Source organism: Acinetobacter nematophilus (assembly GCF_026344175.1).
GTDB lineage: Bacteria > Pseudomonadota > Gammaproteobacteria > Pseudomonadales > Moraxellaceae > Acinetobacter > Acinetobacter nematophilus.
This window is the reverse complement of sequence record NZ_JAPKMY010000003.1, coordinates 106,172-125,406: the sequence shown is the minus strand read 5'-3', so window position 1 is coordinate 125,406 and position 19,235 is coordinate 106,172. Positions and strand designations below refer to the sequence as shown.

At 40.5% G+C, this 19,235-nt stretch carries 17 protein-coding genes; 3 read left to right on the top strand and 14 right to left on the bottom strand.

Translation table 11 applies throughout. The annotated features are described in order from the left end of the window. Nucleotides 1–8: 8 nt before the first annotated feature. From OSH00_RS07680 to OSH00_RS07665, 4 genes are read right to left on the bottom strand one after another with little or no spacing between them, the layout of a single operon-like run. Nucleotides 9–539 (bottom strand): pilus assembly protein PilP, encoded by a 531-nt coding sequence (locus OSH00_RS07680; RefSeq protein WP_266129947.1) that lies wholly within the window; start codon nt 537–539, stop codon nt 9–11. Then, complete coding sequence (locus tag OSH00_RS07675; protein ID WP_266129946.1) at nt 536–1,288, bottom strand: type IV pilus inner membrane component PilO; 753 nt, start codon at nt 1,286–1,288, stop codon at nt 536–538. The genes OSH00_RS07680 and OSH00_RS07675 overlap by 4 nt, the downstream gene beginning before the upstream one ends. Next, nucleotides 1,285–1,926, bottom strand: a complete 642-nt coding sequence (locus OSH00_RS07670; protein WP_266129945.1) for a PilN domain-containing protein — start codon at nt 1,924–1,926, stop codon at nt 1,285–1,287. The genes OSH00_RS07675 and OSH00_RS07670 overlap by 4 nt, the downstream gene beginning before the upstream one ends. Further along, nucleotides 1,926–2,984, bottom strand: coding sequence for a pilus assembly protein PilM (locus OSH00_RS07665; RefSeq protein ID WP_009587163.1), 1,059 nt, complete (start codon nt 2,982–2,984; stop codon nt 1,926–1,928). Before OSH00_RS07665 ends, OSH00_RS07670 begins: the two co-directional genes overlap by 1 nt. Nucleotides 2,985–3,147: 163 nt before the next feature. On the opposite strand from OSH00_RS07665, the gene ponA reads away from it, so the two are divergent. Further along, nucleotides 3,148–5,688, top strand: coding sequence for a penicillin-binding protein PBP1a (gene ponA / locus OSH00_RS07660; protein WP_266129944.1), 2,541 nt, complete (start codon nt 3,148–3,150; stop codon nt 5,686–5,688). 59 nt (nt 5,689–5,747) lie between these two features. On the opposite strand, the gene OSH00_RS07655 is transcribed toward ponA, so the two are convergent. The 10 genes from OSH00_RS07655 to OSH00_RS07610 all read right to left on the bottom strand — a co-directional run bounded on the left by OSH00_RS07655 (nt 5,748) and on the right by OSH00_RS07610 (nt 16,872). Beyond that, the gene (locus tag OSH00_RS07655; RefSeq protein WP_266129943.1) at nt 5,748–6,551 is read right to left on the bottom strand and encodes a putative RNA methyltransferase; all 804 of its coding nucleotides are present in this window, start codon (nt 6,549–6,551) and stop codon (nt 5,748–5,750) included. A gap of 73 nt (nt 6,552–6,624) precedes the next feature. Next, on the bottom strand, nt 6,625–7,743 hold the full coding sequence (mraY, locus tag OSH00_RS07650) for a phospho-N-acetylmuramoyl-pentapeptide-transferase (protein WP_266129942.1): 1,119 nt from the start codon (nt 7,741–7,743) through the stop codon (nt 6,625–6,627). Then, nucleotides 7,743–9,152, bottom strand: a complete 1,410-nt coding sequence (locus tag OSH00_RS07645; RefSeq protein ID WP_266129941.1) for a UDP-N-acetylmuramoyl-tripeptide--D-alanyl-D-alanine ligase — start codon at nt 9,150–9,152, stop codon at nt 7,743–7,745. Before OSH00_RS07645 ends, mraY begins: the two co-directional genes overlap by 1 nt. A gap of 9 nt (nt 9,153–9,161) precedes the next feature. Then, nucleotides 9,162–10,670 (bottom strand): UDP-N-acetylmuramoyl-L-alanyl-D-glutamate--2,6-diaminopimelate ligase, encoded by a 1,509-nt coding sequence (locus OSH00_RS07640; RefSeq protein WP_266129940.1) that lies wholly within the window; start codon nt 10,668–10,670, stop codon nt 9,162–9,164. Nucleotides 10,671–10,677: 7 nt separating this feature from the next. Then, entirely contained in the window at nt 10,678–12,513 is a 1,836-nt protein-coding gene (gene ftsI, locus OSH00_RS07635) for a penicillin-binding protein PBP3 (RefSeq protein ID WP_266129939.1), read from the bottom strand. Nucleotides 12,514–12,522: 9 nt separating this feature from the next. Further along, nucleotides 12,523–12,855 carry a cell division protein FtsL gene (gene ftsL, locus OSH00_RS07630; RefSeq protein ID WP_266129938.1) on the bottom strand — a complete coding sequence of 111 codons (333 nt, stop codon included), beginning with the start codon at nt 12,853–12,855 and terminating at the stop codon, nt 12,523–12,525. Beyond that, the gene (gene rsmH / locus OSH00_RS07625) at nt 12,852–13,778 is read right to left on the bottom strand and encodes a 16S rRNA (cytosine(1402)-N(4))-methyltransferase RsmH (RefSeq protein ID WP_266129937.1); all 927 of its coding nucleotides are present in this window, start codon (nt 13,776–13,778) and stop codon (nt 12,852–12,854) included. The genes ftsL and rsmH overlap by 4 nt, the downstream gene beginning before the upstream one ends. Before the next feature lie 193 nt (nt 13,779–13,971). Beyond that, nucleotides 13,972–14,154: a hypothetical protein gene (locus tag OSH00_RS07620; protein WP_266129936.1), complete on the bottom strand. Its 183-nt coding sequence runs from the start codon at nt 14,152–14,154 to the stop codon at nt 13,972–13,974. A 331-nt stretch (nt 14,155–14,485) separates the two neighbouring features. Continuing rightward, the gene (locus OSH00_RS07615; protein WP_266129935.1) at nt 14,486–15,502 is read right to left on the bottom strand and encodes a sulfate ABC transporter substrate-binding protein; all 1,017 of its coding nucleotides are present in this window, start codon (nt 15,500–15,502) and stop codon (nt 14,486–14,488) included. Nucleotides 15,503–15,879: 377 nt separating this feature from the next. Next, nucleotides 15,880–16,872 (bottom strand): sulfate ABC transporter substrate-binding protein, encoded by a 993-nt coding sequence (locus OSH00_RS07610; RefSeq protein WP_266129934.1) that lies wholly within the window; start codon nt 16,870–16,872, stop codon nt 15,880–15,882. Between the two features lie 377 nt (nt 16,873–17,249). Between OSH00_RS07610 and OSH00_RS07605 the strand changes: the two genes are divergently transcribed. Next, nucleotides 17,250–17,561 carry a DUF4179 domain-containing protein gene (locus OSH00_RS07605; RefSeq protein ID WP_266129933.1) on the top strand — a complete coding sequence of 104 codons (312 nt, stop codon included), beginning with the start codon at nt 17,250–17,252 and terminating at the stop codon, nt 17,559–17,561. 138 nt (nt 17,562–17,699) lie between these two features. Continuing rightward, nucleotides 17,700–19,208 carry a glutamate--tRNA ligase gene (gltX, locus tag OSH00_RS07600; RefSeq protein WP_266129932.1) on the top strand — a complete coding sequence of 503 codons (1,509 nt, stop codon included), beginning with the start codon at nt 17,700–17,702 and terminating at the stop codon, nt 19,206–19,208. Nucleotides 19,209–19,235 lie beyond the last annotated feature (27 nt).

The following is a 19,235-nucleotide window of genomic DNA, read 5'->3' as shown; positions in this document are numbered from 1 at the left end:
ATACCGTTTTAATCCACTGGACCAATGAGAACTAGACTCCGCGGTCTTTCTATATAACCGTCTCGACCATCTGGAACAATTTCTAATAAATCAATACGGATCGGCGTAATTTCAATAATTCGACCCTGATTCATCCCCATGTAATTGCCCAGTTGAACACGTTCAATTTCCCCATCTGGTGTCTGGATTAATCCCACTGTTTGCCCTGCATTGCCCTTCATACTTCCTTTCAGAGTTAATGACTCTAAAGGATAACTTTCCAATGGCTGTGGCTGTCTAGAGAAATTTGGATAAACTCGTTTTCCTGACATCACCTTTAATTCATTTGCCAATGAACTTGGTAAAAATGGGCTACGCAATTGTTGTGCAGAGTAATTAAAACTTGGCACAGGATTAAATACAGGTGCAGGTTCAATCGGCAATGGAGGTTGACTGCGAATATTTGCCATTTCTTGATTGACTGCATCAATTCTTGAATCACAACCCACCAATACCATTGCAAAGGAAATTCCACAGATTATTTTATTGTGCTTTTTCATTGTGGTGTTCCTCCTTGCTGTGGTGTTGAAGGTGCAGCTGGATTTGCCTGATTCACAGTTTTTTGTGCTTTCTGTTCATCAGCACCAATATAACGATAGGTTTTCGCCTTAATCGTATAATCAATCACAGGAACATCTGATTTTTTGTCTTGACTGGCTGTTCCTGTGATTGTGAAATCATGCAAAGTAACAATACGTGGTAAAGCCGCAACACTACTCACAAAACTCCCAAATGAGTGATAATCCCCTGTCGCATCAATGGAAATAGGCTGTTCAATAAAGAACTCTTGTTTCACTTCAGGTTCAAGTCTGATGTTTTTAAATTTTAACCCTGAACTCACTCCTGTCACGTTAATATCTTCAACTAAACTTGGAATTTCAGTCTCTTTAGGCAACTGCTCAAGTTGTTGATTGAAATTTGCTTCCATCTGTTGTAACTGGGCTTGATATTGCTGCAGATTTCTTAACTTAGAATCTTTTTCCTTAAATTCATTCAGTAGATTCTGTTCAACTGTACGTGCCTGATCAATTGCATCCAGCTTAGGTCTGACTGCAAGAAAATAGCCAATCGCACAAACCAAAAAGAACAGAAATATCCAACAGGTAATTTTCACCGATAACGGCCAACTACCGTAGTTATTCATATCCAACGTATTGAATTGTTGAAAAAATTTCTCAACTGTCATTTTATTCTTTTTTGGAGCATCATTCACCGATGAATCTAATTGCTCAAAATCTTCACGACTCATTTGGCACCCCCAGCAGCTGGAACTTGTTCAGCCTTTGTCGCATGATCATCTGCTACAGAAGCGATTTCCCCTATATCTACAGTGACAACAAAACTTCCATAAGACTCTTCTACCCGAGGAATCACAGATGTTTGTGCTTGATTTTTATCTTCTTCCGCAGCCAAGAATGAATTCATAAAGGCATTTCTATACCATTCCGAAGCTTCTAAACCCCGTAATAATTCTGCAACAGTATTTGGACTTTCAGCCTTACCTTCAATGGTAAATTTATCCCCGACACGGCTGAATTTCGTGATGTACATTTGTGCTGGTACCACACGCACCAACTCATCAACTAAACGTACAATTACTGGACGCTGACCTTGCAAGCCTTGAATGAGCTTCATTCGCTCAATGATGGCATTACGACGCTCTTGCAAACCATCCAGGGTTTTTAATTGCATATCCAGGTTTTGATTGGTACTGGTCACCAACTGATTTGCTTGCTCTTGATCTTCAAGCTTATGATCAAAATAAAACCATGCTAATAACACAGTTGCCAATCCAATCAATGCAACCCCCACACAGATTGCCACAAATTGTTTCTTTTTCTGTTCTCTTAGCTCGTCACGCCAAGGGAGTAGGTTAATCTTTGCCATTAATCAAAACTCCTCAACGCTAAGCCACATGCAACCATGAGTGACGGTGCATCATTTTCTATTTTTCTTAAGTCAATTTGTGGTGAAAAACCCATTTGTAAAAATGGATTTGCAATGGTGACTCGATAGCCTAATTTTTGTTGTAATAATTTTGCCAAACCCGGAATATTTGCATTTCCACCTGCCAGCAAAATATGATCAATCTCATTAAATTGTGAAGAGGAGAAGAAGAACTGTAATGAACGTGCCGCTTGCTGGACCACTGCTTCTAAAAATGGCATCAACACTTCAGTTTCAAAATCATCGGGTAAGGTTCGGTCTTTTTTGGCACGACCTGCTTCCTCATAAGATAAACCATAACGATTTTGCACATCTTGTGTAAGCTGTTTCCCCCCAAACACCTGTTCACGTGTGTAAATAATCTTGCCCTTTTGCATCACAGATAATGTGGTCATGGTATGACCAATATCTAAGATCCCAACAAGATTCACCCCGATGGGTAAAGTATCGGAGAAGACATCAAATGCACGTTCTATGGCATAGCTTTCTACATCTGCAATTTTAGGAGATAAACCTGCAATTTCCAGAACTTCAACACGAGACTCAATATTTTCAGCACGTGTCGCCACCAAAAGCACATTCACTCGATTCGGATTGGCTAACTTATCATTCAATACTTCAAAATCTAAGCTGACTTCATCCAAAGGAAAAGGAATATATTGTTCAGCATCCATACGAATCTGAACTTCTCTTTCCTCATCGGACATATCGGCGTCCATTTCTATGATTTTATGAATCACCATAGAGGTAGGCACTGCAACAGCCACATTTTGCGATTGAGGGTTAGCAAGATTCACTGCTCGCTCTAATGCATCTGCAACTGCTTCTGGATTAAGAATGTTTTTTTCAACCACACTCCCATCAATCAGCGGACTTAATCCATAACTTTCAACCCAGTAACGACCGTTCTTAACAGAGAGCTCTAAAATTTTTACAGTAGTAGAACTAATATCTACTCCTACCAACCCCTTATTTTGCTTACGATATAGTCTAAGCACGATACATTTCCTATTATTTTTTTATCCCCAACAAATAACACAAACTAGCTGTATTTGGTCTTAATTTTTTACAGATACAATATCCCATCTAACAATCCATCACATGAGAAGCTATACTGACCACAATTAGTTTGCCATTAGCTATTATTAAAACTTACTTGTTATGAAAAAGCTATCTTGTTCAGGTCATATTCATCCCTTTTTTTTGCTGATTATTATTATCTTAGTCGCAATTCCGATGGGCTTTTATGGAATGTACCTATATATTGCCCCATCTCTGCCAGAAATGAGCTCTTTAAAAAAAGCGCCATTGCTCAAACCTTTACAAGTTTACTCGGCTGACAATCAATTAATTGCTGAATATGGTGGCAAGCTTTCTGTGCCTGTGGAATACGATCAGATTCCGCCGCATTTCATTCATGCTTTTCTTGCTGCTGAAGATTCATCATTTTTTGAACACAGTGGAATCAGCTTTAAGGGCTTAGGACGTGCATTGAGTGAAAGTGTGACCGGATCAAATGTACAGACAGGTGGCTCAACAATCACGATGCAGGTTGCCAAAAACTATTATCTCTCTCCTGAACGTACTTTGAAGCGCAAATTGACTGAAGTATTTTTAGCTCGAAAAATAGAACAAAACCTATCTAAAGAAGAAATCTTATCGTTGTATGTCAATAAAATATTCTTAGGTAAAAATGCTTATGGTATTGCTGCTGCAGCAAAAATTTATTATGACAGAAGCTTAGATCAACTCAGTATTGCACAAATGGCAATGATTGCCGGTTTACCCAAAGCACCGTCTAAATACAATCCTGTTGTAAATCCTGAACGTGCACTGGAACGTCGCAACTGGATTTTGGGACGCATGCTCCAATTAGGTTATTTGAAACAGGCTGAATATGAAAAAGCCGTGGCTGAACCGATTAATTTGAGTATGCCGGATCGTGGTTTAAGCAATAAATTTCCTTATGTTGGTGAAATGGTTCGTGCTGAACTGGTAGAAAAGTTTGGTGAACAAGCAATTGATTCGGGTTATAAAGTCTATACAACGGTCAACAGCCAACGTCAACAATATGCTGAAGATGCTGTTCAAAAGGGTTTGGAAGATTACGACCGTCGTCATGGTTGGCGTGGTGCTGAGGCACATGACAAGCCCCTCAAAGATTTTATTCCTTATGCCAATACGTATCCTGCCGAAGTCATTAAAGTCGGTAGCAACACCTTTGAAGCCAAAATGCAAGATGGTTCGACGGTAACTGTCCCTTGGTCAGGAATGTCTTGGGCAAGAAAATATATCAATGCCAATGCCGTTGGTGGTGCACCAAGTCGTGCCTCACAAATTGTGTCAGTGAAAGATATTATTCGTTTACGCCCCAATGACAATAAAACCGCATGGTCATTGGTGCAAACTCCAAAAGTCCAAGGTCAGCTTATCGCCATCAATCCAAATGATGGTTCGATTGAGGCAGTCGTTGGGGGTTACAACTTCTATCAGTCTAAATTTAACCGCGCATTACAAGGTTGGCGTCAGCCTGGTTCAACCATTAAGCCATTTGTATATGCACTGGCACTCGAACGCGGTATGACGCCTTATACCATGGTGAATGACAGTCCGATTACCATTGGTCGTTGGTCACCGAGAAACTCCGATGGTCGTTATTTGGGTATGATCCCTTTGCGTCGTGCCTTGTACTTATCTCGTAATACAGTATCTGTACGCTTATTGCAGAGTGTTGGTGTGGAACGTGCACGACAATTATTAATGGATTTTGGTCTCCAAGAAGATCAGATTCCACGTAACTTTACGATTGCTTTAGGGACACCACAAGTACTTCCTGTACAAATGGCAACAGGCTATGCAGCTATTGCCAACGGAGGTTATCGCATTCAACCGCATTTCATCAGTCGTATTGAAGATGCCTATGGTAAAACAATCTATGAAGCAACTCCTGAATATGCGTGTATTCCATGTATCAATCAAAAAGACCAAACTGTAGATGCAGAAGTCACTCCTGACGATGAAGTCATTGAAGGTGCCAATCTTACTGTTGCTGACACTCCAGCCCCCCTCACCAAAGAAGAGCAAAGTAAGTATCGCCAAGCTCAGCGTATTTTAAAATCGCAATCTGCATTTGATATGGCCAACATTCTTCATGATGTGATTGTTCATGGTACTGGGCGTGCTGCACTTAAAATTGGTCGTGATGACATTGGTGGTAAAACAGGAACAACCAACGATGCCAAAGATGCTTGGTTTGCAGGCTTTAATGGTAAATTGGTTGCGATAGCTTGGGTTGGCTTTGACCAACCTACCACATTAGGTCGACGTGAATTTGGTGGTATTGCAGCTCTTCCTGTTTGGACTAACTTTATGGGTAAAGCTTTAAAAGGTACGCCATCAGCTTGGGTACATTTTGACAAAGATGCCAAAGCACCCGTTTCTCGCGAGCAACGCCATCAAACTCAAATTGATGACCAAACTCAAAACGAAAGCTATGGTTCATCTCCACCTTTAGCTCGTCCAATTTTTAGACCAGCACCTGTTGTTCCAACACGTAATGCGTCCAATGATTTTGATGATTTACCAGAAGAAGGCAATGATCAGCCGTTAAAACCGAATAAAGCAACCCCGCCTGCGATGAATCAAGGCGCTGCAAAACGGGAACAAGACTCACTTGAAAATTTGATTAATGAAGTTCAATAATTAAATTATGCCATAAAAAATGCCATCGACTGATGGCATTTTTTATGGCGAGTAACTGGTTATTTTTTCTGAAAAACATAAATTTGAAATGCCGCCTTTAATTCAGTTTGTAGTTGTTGCTCTAAAACCATACGCTTTTCAGATTTAGCTTTATATGCATAAGGTGTCATGGCGATTAGATTTTTTAATTGTGTTTGATTTAACTCAAAAGTCGTTTCCACAATCGGTTGTTCAATCAAATCAAAATGTGTTTGTAGTTGCTCAACAAACTTATGAGGGTCATGTACCTTCACTTCATCAAACAGACCTTCACGCATTGCATACAAATGCTCGGGAGCAGGTGTCACCACGATCAGATAAGCCTGAGATTTAAGCACTCTCAAGATTTCCTCGATAGGGATGGGACTAAACAAACTGGTACATAAATCTATCGTTTGATCTAAAACGGGTAATGTTGCCCCCGTTCCCACAATCCAAGTCACGTTTTTATTCAGCTTTGCAGCCACCTGAACTGCATTTTTCGCAATATCTACCCCAACACATTGCATCACTTCATGTTGCATTGCATTGGTATAGTAACCTTCGCCACAACCGATATCCAACAGGTTTTCAATACGCAAATCGCGAATCTTTTTTACGATGGCTTGCTGTAAAGGTGCATAAAACCCATCACTGAGAAAAGCCCGTCGTGCTTGTACGGATTCAACAGTATCACCTGGATTCTTACTGTGTTTGTGCTGTACCACATGTAAATTGACATAGCCTTGCTTTGCGACATCATAACTATGATGATTTACACAGCGCCAAGTTCGACCTGATAGGCTTAACCCCTCACGGCATACAGGGCACATCAATAAATTCATCGTATTCTCCACAGGATATTGTAAAAGGCAATAAAAAAGCCGGCAAATGCCGACTCCTTCAACTGACTTTGGCTTATCGTAATTTTAATGTCATTAGACCTAAAACTACCAGCATAATTGTAATAATCCAGAAACGGATCACCACTTGAGTCTCACGCCAGCCTTTCTTTTCATAATGATGATGCAAAGGTGCCATCAGGAATACACGTTTATTACGCATACGCAGCGATCCGATTTGCAGGAAAACAGAAATCGCTTCAACAACAAACACTCCACCCATGATCGCAAACACAATTTCTTGGCGAACCATTACTGCGATTGTGCCCAACATCGCGCCTAGGGACAACGCACCTACATCGCCCATAAAGACTTGTGCCGGATGCGCGTTGTACCATAAGAAAGCTAAACCCGCACCAATCATCGCAGCACAGATAATCACCAATTCAGAAGTATATTTCACATAAGGAATATGCAAATAATTGGCAAAGCGAATATCACCAGCCAAATAAGCAAAAACACCTAAACCTGCTGCAACCAAGACAATTGGCATAATCGCCAAACCATCCAAACCGTCCGTCAAGTTCACCGCATTTGAACCACCATTAATGACCAAATAGGTAAAAATAATAAACCCGATTCCTAAGGGAATCGCAGATAATGGAATACTCAAGTTTTTAAAGAATGGGATCAACAAATCTAACATATTGGCTGTATGGATAGGATTGTCCTGCTGTATTGCAATCACATACAATGCAATACCTGCACCCAGTGAACCTACCGATGTCCAAAAGAATTTTTTCTTGGCAGGTAACCCTGCATTATCTTTATAACGAACTTTAATCCAGTCATCTGCCCATCCAACCGCACCAAAGATCACCATCACCATTAAGACAATCCACACATAGGGATTGGATAAGTCTGCCCAAAGTAAAGTACTGATTCCAATGGAGAGTAGGATTAAAATCCCGCCCATGGTTGGTGTACCCATTTTCTTGGCATGATTTTCAGGTGCAAAAGAACTGACTGCTTGACCATATTTGAGCGCTTGTAGTTTACGAATCATCAATGGACCCAAAGCCCAACCAATCGCAAGTGCAGTCAATACACTGAGCAATGCGCGCAACGATAGGTATCGAACAACTTGGAACGCATTTTCATAACCTGCCAAGTGTTGAAATAACCAAAACAGCATTAAACTTTCTCCATCAAATCAGCCATCAACGTTTCCATATGGGTATAACGAGAACCTTTAAATAAGAAACTCATGGACTGGGGTTGATGTGTTTTTATTAAACTTAATAATAAAGGCAAAGCTTGTTCTTGATTCAGAAAAGCTTGTAATTTTTTACCATATTGAGTGCTTCGAGCACCTTCTTGTGTTGCAGGAGCAAACTCACCTACTGCGACCACGAAATCAATACCACTCACTGAAACAAGATCACGTCCTAGCATATAATGCTGTTGAGCAGCAGTATCCCCCAGTTCACCAATATCACCAATCACCATGACTTTAATTCCCTGCTGCTGTGCAAGTACCTGAGCCGCAGCACGCATGGAAGTTGGATTGGCGTTGTAGGTATCATCAATCAATAGATGATTATTCTTTTGAATAAAGTTAAGCCGCCCTTTAGCACCTTGTGCCAACTCCAAACCCGCAACAATATCCTCTAAAGCAATACCCATGGCTAAAGCGAATGCTGTCGCAGCCTCAGCATTATGCACATTGTGCTCTCCTGCAAAAGGCAAATTGACCACTCTAGAACCCTGCGGCGTATTGAGGGTAAATACTGCAGATTGTGCCAACAACTCAACATCTGTGGCAAAGACTTCCCCACCTTGCCCAAAACTTAAACAATGTTCTGTCCGTACAGCTAGGCGAATCGTATCAGTAAAATCATCTGCAGCAGGAACAATCGATGTGCCAGCCGGATCAATATGGTGGTAAATTTCAGATTTAGCACGGCAAATCCCATCACGACCGCCAAACTCACCTAAATGCGCAGTTCCAATATTGAGAATCCCCGCCACCTGAGGTTGTACCAAGCTTGAGGTATAGTCAATTTCACCTTGATGGCTCGCACCCAGTTCCATGACTGCATACTGATGTTCTGAACGAAGCTCCAAGAGCATCATTGGAACACCAAGATCATTATTTAAATTGCCCCGTGTAATCAAAGCAGGGGCTAAACGCGTAAGAATACTGCCCAACATTTCTTTGGTGGTGGTTTTACCACTGCTGCCTGTCAGTGCAATCACTTTTAATTGAGGGTGCTGTGCACGACGATACGCCCCCAAATGCCCCAATGCCAAACGTGTATCATCAACGACCAACTGACAGATATTGGCTTCAACTGGATGACTGACAATCGCAATTTGACAGCCCTTTTCAGCGACTTGTGCGACAAATTCGTGTGCGTCAAAACGCTCACCCTTGAGCGCTAAAAATGCATCACCGAGTTCAGCATAACGGGAATCAGTTAAAATACGTTTAATTTCACCTTGCGGCACTTGGTCTAAATACCAATACCCTTGAGTGGCTTCAGCAAGTTCTGTTGCTGACCATGGCTCTAAAGGCACAGTACTCGTCGTCGAGGTATGCATCGTTTATTCCTACTGAGCTGGATAGGCTGAATTGGTTTTATGGTGTTGTGCATCTATAGCAGATTGCACTTCAACGACATCATCAAACCAATGACGCACTCCATCTATTTCTTGATAGTTTTCATGTCCTTTGCCGGCAATCACCACAATATCGCCTGCTTGGGCATGTTTGACTGCATATTTAATCGCTTCACGACGATCACGTATTTCATGAATCTCGTGTTGGCTAAAATCGATATCTTGTTTCATATCGGCAAAAATTTGTTCAGGATTTTCAGTACGCGGATTATCTGAGGTAATCAGCACAGGATTGGCTTGTTCCAATGCAGCTTTGGTCATTAAAGGTCGTTTACCACGATCACGATCACCGCCACAACCAAATACCGCCCAAAGCTGATTTTCAACATGACGCTTTAAAGTTTTTAATACCTGGGTTAATGCGTCCGGTGTGTGGGCATAGTCGACAACAAATAATCGATCCTGATCACGAATCACCTGCATACGTCCTGGCGCACCTTTTAATTTTGGTACTTGTGCGATCAACTGTTTTAAATCAAAACCTGCTTGCTCAGCCATAATTAAACTTGCCACAAGGTTTTCAATATTAAAATGCCCAAGCAATGGGCTATGTACAGTAAATTCGCCTTTGGCTGTTTTTAAATGAAAAACTGCGCCATCCAAGCTGTATTTAATTCCAAATACTTGATAATCAGCAGCTTTAGAAGTCGAATAGGTCAATACCTTAGGATGAGATAAATTACTGCTTGCCGCATTCATCATCAAATCAGCATGCGCATCATCAATATTAATGATGGCAACTTTTAACGAAGCCCATTTAAACAATAATGATTTTGCTTCCGCATAGGCTTCAAGTGTCCCATGATAATCCAAATGATCACGGCTTAAATTGCTATAGGCAGCAATTTCAATATCACAACCATTTAAACGACCTTGCTCTAAACCATGGGAACTTGCTTCAATTGAGGCAAATTCAGCACCTTGCAGGGCAAAATCATGCATTAGATTTTGTAAATGCAAAGCATCTAATGTGGTATGAGAGGACGCTTCCAAGTGCGGTAAGATACCATTACCTGTTGTCCCCATAACCGCACATTTTTTATTTTGTAATGCCAATAATTCCGCAACCAAACGAGAAATCGTGGTTTTACCATTGGTTCCAGTGACAGCCAAAACACGTACCGTTTGCACAGGTGTTGTGGCTTGTAAATATTGTTTTTGCCACTGCCCCATCAATCTGCGAACTTGAGGACAGACCAAAGCTGGTACAATACCTAGATCCGTTTCGCTAATAATGGCCAATGCCCCTTTATCCAAAGCCGCCTGAGCAAACTGTTGTGTTTTTTCAGGTTGAGAATAACTGGTTAATGCAATAAAAATCTGTCCGTGCTGAACATAGCGACTATCCAGAGAGAAACCTTTAAATGGCTCAGACATCCAACTTTGTGTATGGTCTTGATCACGACCATCGTGATAAATGTCCTGAAAATTAATCATCATGATTTACCTATCGCGTCGCCTTTGCCGTTTCAAGCGGCTTGTCCAAAGGCACATTCATTAAACGTAAAGATTCTTGCATAATACGGGCAAAAACTGGTGCTGCAACCAGACCACCATAATATTGACCACGAGGATTCTCCACGACCACAATAATCGCTAAACGAGGATCACTGATCGGCGCAACGCCTGCAAATAATGCACGATATTCTGTATTTGAATACCCTCGATGATCAGCACGTAGCTTATGTGCCGTTCCTGTTTTACCTCCAACGCGATAACCCGGAATATTGGCCTGTTTCGCGGTACCCCCTGGCATGGTCACTTGCTCTAACATCAATAAAACTGAGTCAGCAATTTTAGGATCAAGGACCTGCTTCCCTTTAGGCTGTTCATTGAGCTTATACAGGCTTAACGGATATTCCACACCATGATTGGCTAACATGGCATAGCCTTGAGCCAATTGTAAAATCGTTGCATTCAGACCATAACCATATGCCATGGTTCCAATTTGAGATGAATTTAATTTTTCAGGAGGAAGTACTAAACCACCACTTTCACCTGGGAATTTCACCGCTGAACGCTGACCAAAACCAACCTTTCTAAAGAAACTCGGCAACGTTTCTTTCGGCAAAGACAGGGCAATTTTTGCAGAGCCAACGTTAGATGACTTGATAATCACACCCGTTACAGTCAATGATCCATAATTATGCGTATCACGAATCGTATGCGAACCTAGACGCATTGAACCCGGACTGGTATTGACTATTGTATTTGGCGTGTATTGACCACTTTCTAAGCCTGCAGCAATTGTAAAGGGTTTCATGGTCGAACCAGGTTCGAACATGTCAATCGCCCCTCGGTTACGCATGGCATCTTTATTATTTAACCCATTCTTGTCATTGGGATTATAAGAGGGCCAACTTGCCATTGCCAGAATTTCACCCGTTTTGACATCTACAGCAATTGAAGATGCCGAACGTGCATTGTTTGCCACACCGACAGCAGTCAACTCACGATACATAATATATTGCAAACGTGAATCTATACTTAAAGTAATATTTTCACCCGCTTTGACTTCTTTCACGACTTCTGGCGTGCTGATACGGTTACCATGCTTATCGCGTGAAATTTTCTGCTCACCATCCTCACCGGCAAGACGCGAATTTAATTGCATTTCCAAGCCTTCAATCCCTGTCCCTTCACTATTGGTTAAACCAATAATTTGAGCATTCGGTTGAGGTTGCGGATAATAACGTTTATAGGTTTTTTCAGCATACACACCGGCAAATTTATGCTGAGTGATGAAGTCTGCCTGAGGGGGTGGAACTTCTTTTTTTAACACCAAATAGCGTGAGCGAGGACGTTCATTCAAACGCTTCTTTAAATCTGCACGATCAATCCCGACTGCATCGGCCAATTCATCTAAATTTAAATTTTCATCAGGTAACTGACGTTTCAATTTTCTGCTGTTTGGCGTTTTTTGTAATTCAGCTGTGATGGTGTCAAATTGTTTTTTGGTCTCAAAATACTCTCTAGGATCAATCACCACCTTCATGATTGGAGAACTGATTGCCAAAGGTACACCGTGGCGATCACTAATTACACCACGCATGGCTTTTAAGGTTTCTGTACGCAAAATATTGGCATTGGCTTTATTCTGCAAAAAGTCTTTATTAATCACCTGCACATAAAATGCACGCCCAACCAGACCAACGAAGCAGAGAAGAACCACACCCCACATAAGATAAAACCGCCACATATCAATAGATGCGGTACTTTTCTGGGTAATGGACGGCTGCTTTTTACGCGGCTGCCGAGTCTGTTTAGTTTGCTTATCTACCATACAGATGCCTTACTTCTTCTGCTCTGATTCACTTGGTAATGAAATGACAACTGTTTGTCCAGCTGGCGGTGAATACATACGGAGTTGCGTTACTGCACGCGTACCAATTTGTGCTGTCGCACCAAATGTCTGTTGTTCAATGAGCAACCTCCCCCACTCTGCATTGATATCTTCGCGCTCACGCATATAGCTATTTAAGTCACGGAAATCATGACGATAAGCAAAAACCTGTAACACGACCATGAAAGCGCTAATCAGTACTGCGGCAACCAAAAGACCATAAACAATTGCTTTTTTGACAGCGAGTTTACGACTTGATTCTTCTATAATTTCTTGTTTCATTGTGCGCCTTTTTGTTCTAATCGCTCTGCAACCCGAAGCCAAGCACTACGCGAACGCGGATTAGCTTTGACTTCTTCCTCACTGGCACGAATTCGGTCTACTTTTTTCAGTCGACGAGTATCTTGTACTTTTTGCGGTAATCCCCAACCATTATCTTCTGCTAAAGTTGATTCTTTTTGAATAAATTGTTTAATAATCCGGTCTTCAAGTGAATGAAAACTAATCACAGCTAAACGTGCATTTGATTTTAACAAATCTACGGCTTGAGGTAAAAAGGTATGTACATCATCCAGCTCTTTGTTGATTTCTATACGAATGGCTTGGAAAGTTCGTGTTGCAGCATGTTTATTCTTTTCCCACTTTGGATGCGCAACCTTAACAATTTCTGCTAATTTTCCAGTAGTTTCAATATAACCGGCTTGTTTGATCGCTTTGGCAATACGGCGACTATAGCGTTCTTCACCATATTGAAAAATGATATTCGCCAAATGTTCTTCTTCAACATCCAGCAACCATTCAGCCGCGGTTTGCCCTTGTGAATTATCCATACGCATATCAAGTGGTCCATCATTCATGAAACTAAAACCACGTTCAGCTTGATCTAACTGAGGTGATGACACCCCTAAATCTGCCATAATGCCATCAACTTGATAAATATCCAATTGATTCAATTCTTGTTGTAAATCTGCAAAACTGGCATGAATAATTTTAAAGCGCGAATCTTCTTTTTCAAGCTGATAGGCCACTTCGAGTGCCTGAGGGTCTTTATCAAAAGCATATACTTTTGAATGTTCATCTAACTTAGAGAGTAATAAACGCGTATGCCCGCCACGTCCAAACGTCCCATCCACGTAAATTCCTGTATTGCGCCCTGCAAGTAAAGCATCGACAGTTTCACGTAGTAATACAGAAATATGAGACATAATTAGAGTTTCAGTTTAAGCAAAAAAAGTAACTGCACATTATTACCTTGTTTTGTTAAAGCTCCAAACGACTTTTTGTAGGGAAATATTACTTTTTATGGAGAAAACCGTTTTTCCAGTGCTTGAATCTAAAAACAGTGTAAAAAACAAACACAACCAGCACTATAAAATGCCCCTAATTGCTTAATCATTTTCACATCATGATTTTCAAGGTGTTTGACGACATGCCATCCGTGTCGAGTATAGAATTCACAAGCATAGCTTCTTGCATCAGTTTCCAAGCAAATTTCCTGAAATATTGAAATAAAAAATCCTCAGCTTTTTTAAGCCATGCGCTGCCAATTTCCTTCGCTTCAAAGTCAGAATAAACAAACATGGCAAAAATGCGTCCTTCATCTTGCTCTACTCATGTAAATCCACATATCTGATCATTCAACTCAGCGCCCCAAACACAGGAACAACATTGAATTACTGTCAGATATGGTTTCGTAGTAATACCCAACTCCGTCAACTGTGCCCGTAATCATGATTTTCTTTCACTGAGGTTCGAATATCAAAAATTGTCTTAATGCCATTGACTGTAGCTGGTCTGATTTGGATGCATATCGTTTCAAATTATTGTTTAATTTAAAACCAGTCTAACGCATTCAATCATAAATAAAAGAAGCCTCCTTAAAAGGAGGCTTCTTTATCCAATCCATCATAACTTAACGTTTGGTATTATAAATCTGATCAAAAACACCGCCATTTGCAAAATGTGTTTGCTGCGCTTTTGCCCAGCCACCAAATACTTCATCAATGGTAAAAGTTTTTAACTCAGGAAATTGTTTGGCATATTTTGCTAAAATCTTTGCATTACGTGGACGATAAAAATGACGTGCTGCCATATCCTGTCCAATCGGTGAATATAAATAATTGATATAGCCTGTAGCCAGCCATTTATTGCCATTCTTCTCAACTGTCTTATCTACAATCGCAACAGAAGGCTCCGTCAGAATCGACATGGAAGGATAGACAATATCAAACTTATTGCCTGTGGCTTTTTTACTCACCATGGCTTCATTTTCCCAAGTCAATAAAACGTCACCAATGCCACGTTCAGCAAATGTGGTCATGGACGCACGTGCAGCAGGATCCATCACTTTCACGTTATGGTACATCTTAGAGACAAATTCACGTGCTTTTGCATCATTTCCGCCGGGTTGTTTAAGCGCATATCCCCAAGCTGAAAGATAAATCCATCTTGGCAATCCACCCGTTTTCGGATTCGGCGTAATGATTTGCACGCCCGGCTTGGTCAAATCTGTCCAATCTTTGATGCCTTTAGGATTGCCCTTACGCACTAAAAATACAACTGTTGAAGTATAAGGTGCAGAGTTATTTGGGAATTCCTTTTCCCAACCCGGATGAATTTGACCCGACTTCACAATTTCGTTGATGTCATTGGCTAAAGCCAAAGTGACTACATCTCCTTTCAAGCCATCGACCACAGCACGCGCTTGCTTTCCAGACCCGCCATGTGATTGTTTAAAATCTACAGTTTTTCCTGTTCGAGCTTTCCAGTATGCTCCAAATGATTTATTAAACTCATCATAGAACTCACGCGTTGCATCATAAGACACATTTAAAAATTCACGATCAGCCGCATGAGTGATTTGAGTTGTTCCTGTAAATCCAGTCGCAATGATCACAGCACTTAAAAGTGCTTTAAAATTGTTTTTCATATGAGCGCCGCAGCAAATTTAAAATTATTCTAAATATATGAAATAAGCCAATAAACTTCAATCAAAAGCGCAAGGATATAAAATTTAAAACTGAACACAGATAAACCATGCTTGATCTTGATGAATATTTCCGAGTCTCTACGCTGTTATTGCTGAGTTATTTTTTATATTGATCACATCAGATAAAAGATCGAAAACTGAAAATCTTCATGTTGGAGCGACAACAACTTTCATAAAAAGAATGGTCAATCATGTGCACATCAAGACGATTACCACAACAATCTGATAAATGATTAGAAACGAAAATTGAAAAAGCATCATGTTAAACAAAAAAAAAGCAAAGCCTATTTAAATCAAAGGCCTTGCTTTCTAAAAGATTACTTTTCAGCTGTAAATTGATCGTATACCCCACCATTGGCAAAATGCACCTTCTGTGCTTTTGCCCAACCACCAAAAACTTGATCAACGGTAAACAATTTGATTTTTGGAAATTTAGCAGCATATTTGGCAGCGGCTTTTAGGTCACGGGGGCGGAAATTGTATTTTGCTGCAAGATCTTGCCCTACAGGTGAATAGAGATAATTTAAATAACCCTTGGCTAGATTTCGGTTGCCATCTTTATCGACAACTTTGTCAACAACGGCAACCGAAGGTTCAGCGAGAATGGAAATTGACGGATAAACAATCTGATATTTGTCTTTATCTGGACCAGAGGTTGCCAAAATTGCTTCATTTTCCCAAGACAGCAATACATCACCAATACCACGGTCAGCAAAAGTGGTCAGAGAACCTCGGGCACCAGAGTCTAAAACTTTGACATTTTTATAAATCTTTTTCACCAATTCACGTGCTTTGGCATCATTACCACCTGGCTGTTTTAAAGCATAGCCCCAAGCGGATAAATAGATCCAACGCGGTGCCCCACCCGTTTTAGGGTTAGGGGTAATAATTTCAACACCTGGTTTTACAAGATCATTCCAATCCTTGATGCCTTTTGGATTGCCCTTTCGGACCAGAAACACCACTGTTGAGGTATAAGGTGCTGAGTTATTTGGAAACTCTTTCTGCCAACCTTTTTCAATCAAACCTGCATTTACAATTTCATCAATATCATTTGCCAATGCCAGAGTCACCACATCGGCCTGCAAACCATCGACCACAGAGCGTGCTTGTTTGCCTGACCCCCCGTGAGATTGTTTAAACTCGACATCTTGCCCCGTTTTCGATTTCCAGAACTGTCCAAAACTTTTGTTATATTCTTGATAAAATTCTCGGGTAGGATCATACGATACATTTAAGAATTCTTTTGCCGCATATGTATTCCCAATCGCAATCAAACTGATTGCACTTAAAAGCAGTAGTCTTTTCATTAGTTTCTCGGTTTTTCAGTGACTAGAATTCACTATATTTTTATTATTTTGATTTAACAATCAATTACTTATAAATATAAACTCTATTCTTATCATATTTAAAGATATTCAAAATCATGCAATAAACAGCTCAATAATTTCGAATCTTTTCTAAACAGTTTATTGTATACTTGAACTCTTCACGATTCATCCATATTTATATGATATTAATTTAATTATTACATTTCGTTTCAATGGTTGTTTTTTAAACATTTTTTGTGTAGTATTATTAAAAAATGTGACGTAGTTAAGCTTTTTGTAACTTATTTTGCTACAATAACCGTGTTAAACACACCTTGTTAAAGAAAAAAAATCGACCATCCGGGGGAGTAGATGGAATGAAGTATCCATATTTTAAATTGTTAGCTATCAGCTTAGGACTAACAATCATGGCACAAACAGGTCACAGTGCAGTTATTAAAGACACCACTCGACCAGTACAATCTATGATTGTGGTATCCGACAAACAGTCACCGATTGAAAAAGCGCTCAATCAGCAAAAACGTGGTGAAAGCAAACTGATTTCTGACAAAGATCAAATCAAAGTTTTAACTTCACTAAAAACGACACCATCGCAAAACTTTTTAGCTGAACAACATCAAAAGTTTTCGCGTTTTGTACAAGCAATTTTCCAACCACACACCTCATAGTTGCTTGATTTGAGAAAATAAATTCTTTACTCCTCAAAAGAATTTAGAAGCCCAGTCCTTTATTGGTGAATTAACCCTTAAGCGATTGGGCTTTTTCGTTATAATAGTTTCAATTTACATTCTGAATAATATTTGGTTATGAAAGTCCGTACTCGTATTGCACCCTCTCCAACAGGTTTCCCACATGTAGGGACTGCCTATATCGCTCTGTTTAACTTATGTTTTGCCAAAAAACATGGTGGTGAATTTATTCTTCGTATTGAAGATACAGACCAACTTCGCTCTACACCTGAATCTGAACAAATGATTTTAGACTCATTGCGTTGGTTAGGGTTAAATTGGTCAGAAGGTCCAGATGTCGGTGGTCCACACGCACCTTATCGCCAATCTGAGCGTATGGGAATTTATAAACAATATGCTTTAGAACTGGTTGAAAAAGGGCATGCCTTCTATTGTTTTGCGACGGCTGAAGAGCTTGATCAAATGCGTGCCGAGCAACAGGCTCGTGGTGAAACACCGCGTTATGATGGGCGTGGTTTAAAACTTTCTCAAGAAGAAGTACAACAACGTCTTGCTGCTGGTGAAGCGCATGTGATTCGCATGAAAGTTCCAGAACAAGGGATTTGCCAATTCAATGACTTATTACGCGGCGAAGTTGAAATTCCATGGTCTCAAGTAGACATGCAAATTTTGCTGAAAACGGATGGTTTGCCAACTTACCATTTGGCCAATGTGGTCGACGATCATTTAATGGAAATTACCCATGTGATTCGTGGTGAAGAATGGATACCATCTGCGCCAAAACACCAGTTACTCTACCAATATTTTGGTTGGGAAATGCCAACATTATGTCACATGCCATTGTTGCGTAATCCAGATAAATCAAAATTGTCGAAGCGTAAAAACCCAACCTCGATCAATTATTACAAAGATATCGGCGTACTTCCTGAAGCATTACTCAATTATTTAGGTCGTATGGGATGGTCAATGCCAGATGAAAGCGAAAAGTTTACTTTAGCTGAAATGATTGAGCATTTTGACATTCAACGTGTCTCTTTGGGCGGTCCCATTTTCGATGTTGAAAAACTCAATTGGTTAAATGGTCAATGGATCAAAGCGCTTACACCTGCCGAGTTGCTCAATACTTTGCTTGCTTGGAAAGCAGACCGTAAAACCCTCGAAGACATTGCTGCAGCCATTCAGCCACGTATTAATTTACTTTCTGAGGCTGTTAACTGGGCAGGTTTCTATTTCAATCAATTCCCTACTCTGTCAAAAGAACAGTTCGAAAGTAAAAAACTCAGTGAAGAACAAGTTCGTCAAAGTTTGCAGTTTGCCATCTGGCGTTTAGAAAGCCTATTTACTTGGAACAACGATACCGTGAGCCAAACGCTCATGGATTTGGCGAATCAAATGGAAATCAAACTCCGTGATTTCATGCCTGCATTCTTTATCGCGATTGCGGGTTCGACTTCATCGACCCCTGTTATGCAATCAATGGTGACGATTGGTCCAGACTTAACGTTTGCACGTTTACGCCATGCACTTGAAATTGTGGGTGGTCCGAGTAAAAAAGAAGCAAAAGTTTGGGAAAAACTAAACGAAAGCATCAAATTGCCGAAAAATGATGCAATCGACGAAGCTTAATTCATTTTTCTGTTGACGTGAAGGCGC

What these genes read in the sequence shown, in the direction of transcription:
- OSH00_RS07680 (WP_266129947.1), bottom strand. Translation starts at nt 539, where the DNA reads ATGAAAAAGCACAATAAAATAATCTGTGGAATTTCCTTTGCAATGGTA.
- OSH00_RS07675 (WP_266129946.1), bottom strand. Translation starts at nt 1,288, where the DNA reads ATGAGTCGTGAAGATTTTGAGCAATTAGATTCATCGGTGAATGATGCT.
- OSH00_RS07670 (WP_266129945.1), bottom strand. Translation starts at nt 1,926, where the DNA reads ATGGCAAAGATTAACCTACTCCCTTGGCGTGACGAGCTAAGAGAACAG.
- ponA (WP_266129944.1), top strand. Translation starts at nt 3,148, where the DNA reads ATGAAAAAGCTATCTTGTTCAGGTCATATTCATCCCTTTTTTTTGCTG.
- OSH00_RS07655 (WP_266129943.1), bottom strand. Translation starts at nt 6,551, where the DNA reads ATGAATTTATTGATGTGCCCTGTATGCCGTGAGGGGTTAAGCCTATCA.
- mraY (WP_266129942.1), bottom strand. Translation starts at nt 7,743, where the DNA reads ATGCTGTTTTGGTTATTTCAACACTTGGCAGGTTATGAAAATGCGTTC.
- OSH00_RS07645 (WP_266129941.1), bottom strand. Translation starts at nt 9,152, where the DNA reads ATGCATACCTCGACGACGAGTACTGTGCCTTTAGAGCCATGGTCAGCA.
- OSH00_RS07640 (WP_266129940.1), bottom strand. Translation starts at nt 10,670, where the DNA reads ATGATGATTAATTTTCAGGACATTTATCACGATGGTCGTGATCAAGAC.
- ftsI (WP_266129939.1), bottom strand. Translation starts at nt 12,513, where the DNA reads ATGGTAGATAAGCAAACTAAACAGACTCGGCAGCCGCGTAAAAAGCAG.
- ftsL (WP_266129938.1), bottom strand. Translation starts at nt 12,855, where the DNA reads ATGAAACAAGAAATTATAGAAGAATCAAGTCGTAAACTCGCTGTCAAA.
- rsmH (WP_266129937.1), bottom strand. Translation starts at nt 13,778, where the DNA reads ATGTCTCATATTTCTGTATTACTACGTGAAACTGTCGATGCTTTACTT.
- OSH00_RS07620 (WP_266129936.1), bottom strand. Translation starts at nt 14,154, where the DNA reads ATGTTTGTTTATTCTGACTTTGAAGCGAAGGAAATTGGCAGCGCATGG.
- OSH00_RS07615 (WP_266129935.1), bottom strand. Translation starts at nt 15,502, where the DNA reads ATGAAAAACAATTTTAAAGCACTTTTAAGTGCTGTGATCATTGCGACT.
- OSH00_RS07610 (WP_266129934.1), bottom strand. Translation starts at nt 16,872, where the DNA reads ATGAAAAGACTACTGCTTTTAAGTGCAATCAGTTTGATTGCGATTGGG.
- OSH00_RS07605 (WP_266129933.1), top strand. Translation starts at nt 17,250, where the DNA reads ATGAAGTATCCATATTTTAAATTGTTAGCTATCAGCTTAGGACTAACA.
- gltX (WP_266129932.1), top strand. Translation starts at nt 17,700, where the DNA reads ATGAAAGTCCGTACTCGTATTGCACCCTCTCCAACAGGTTTCCCACAT.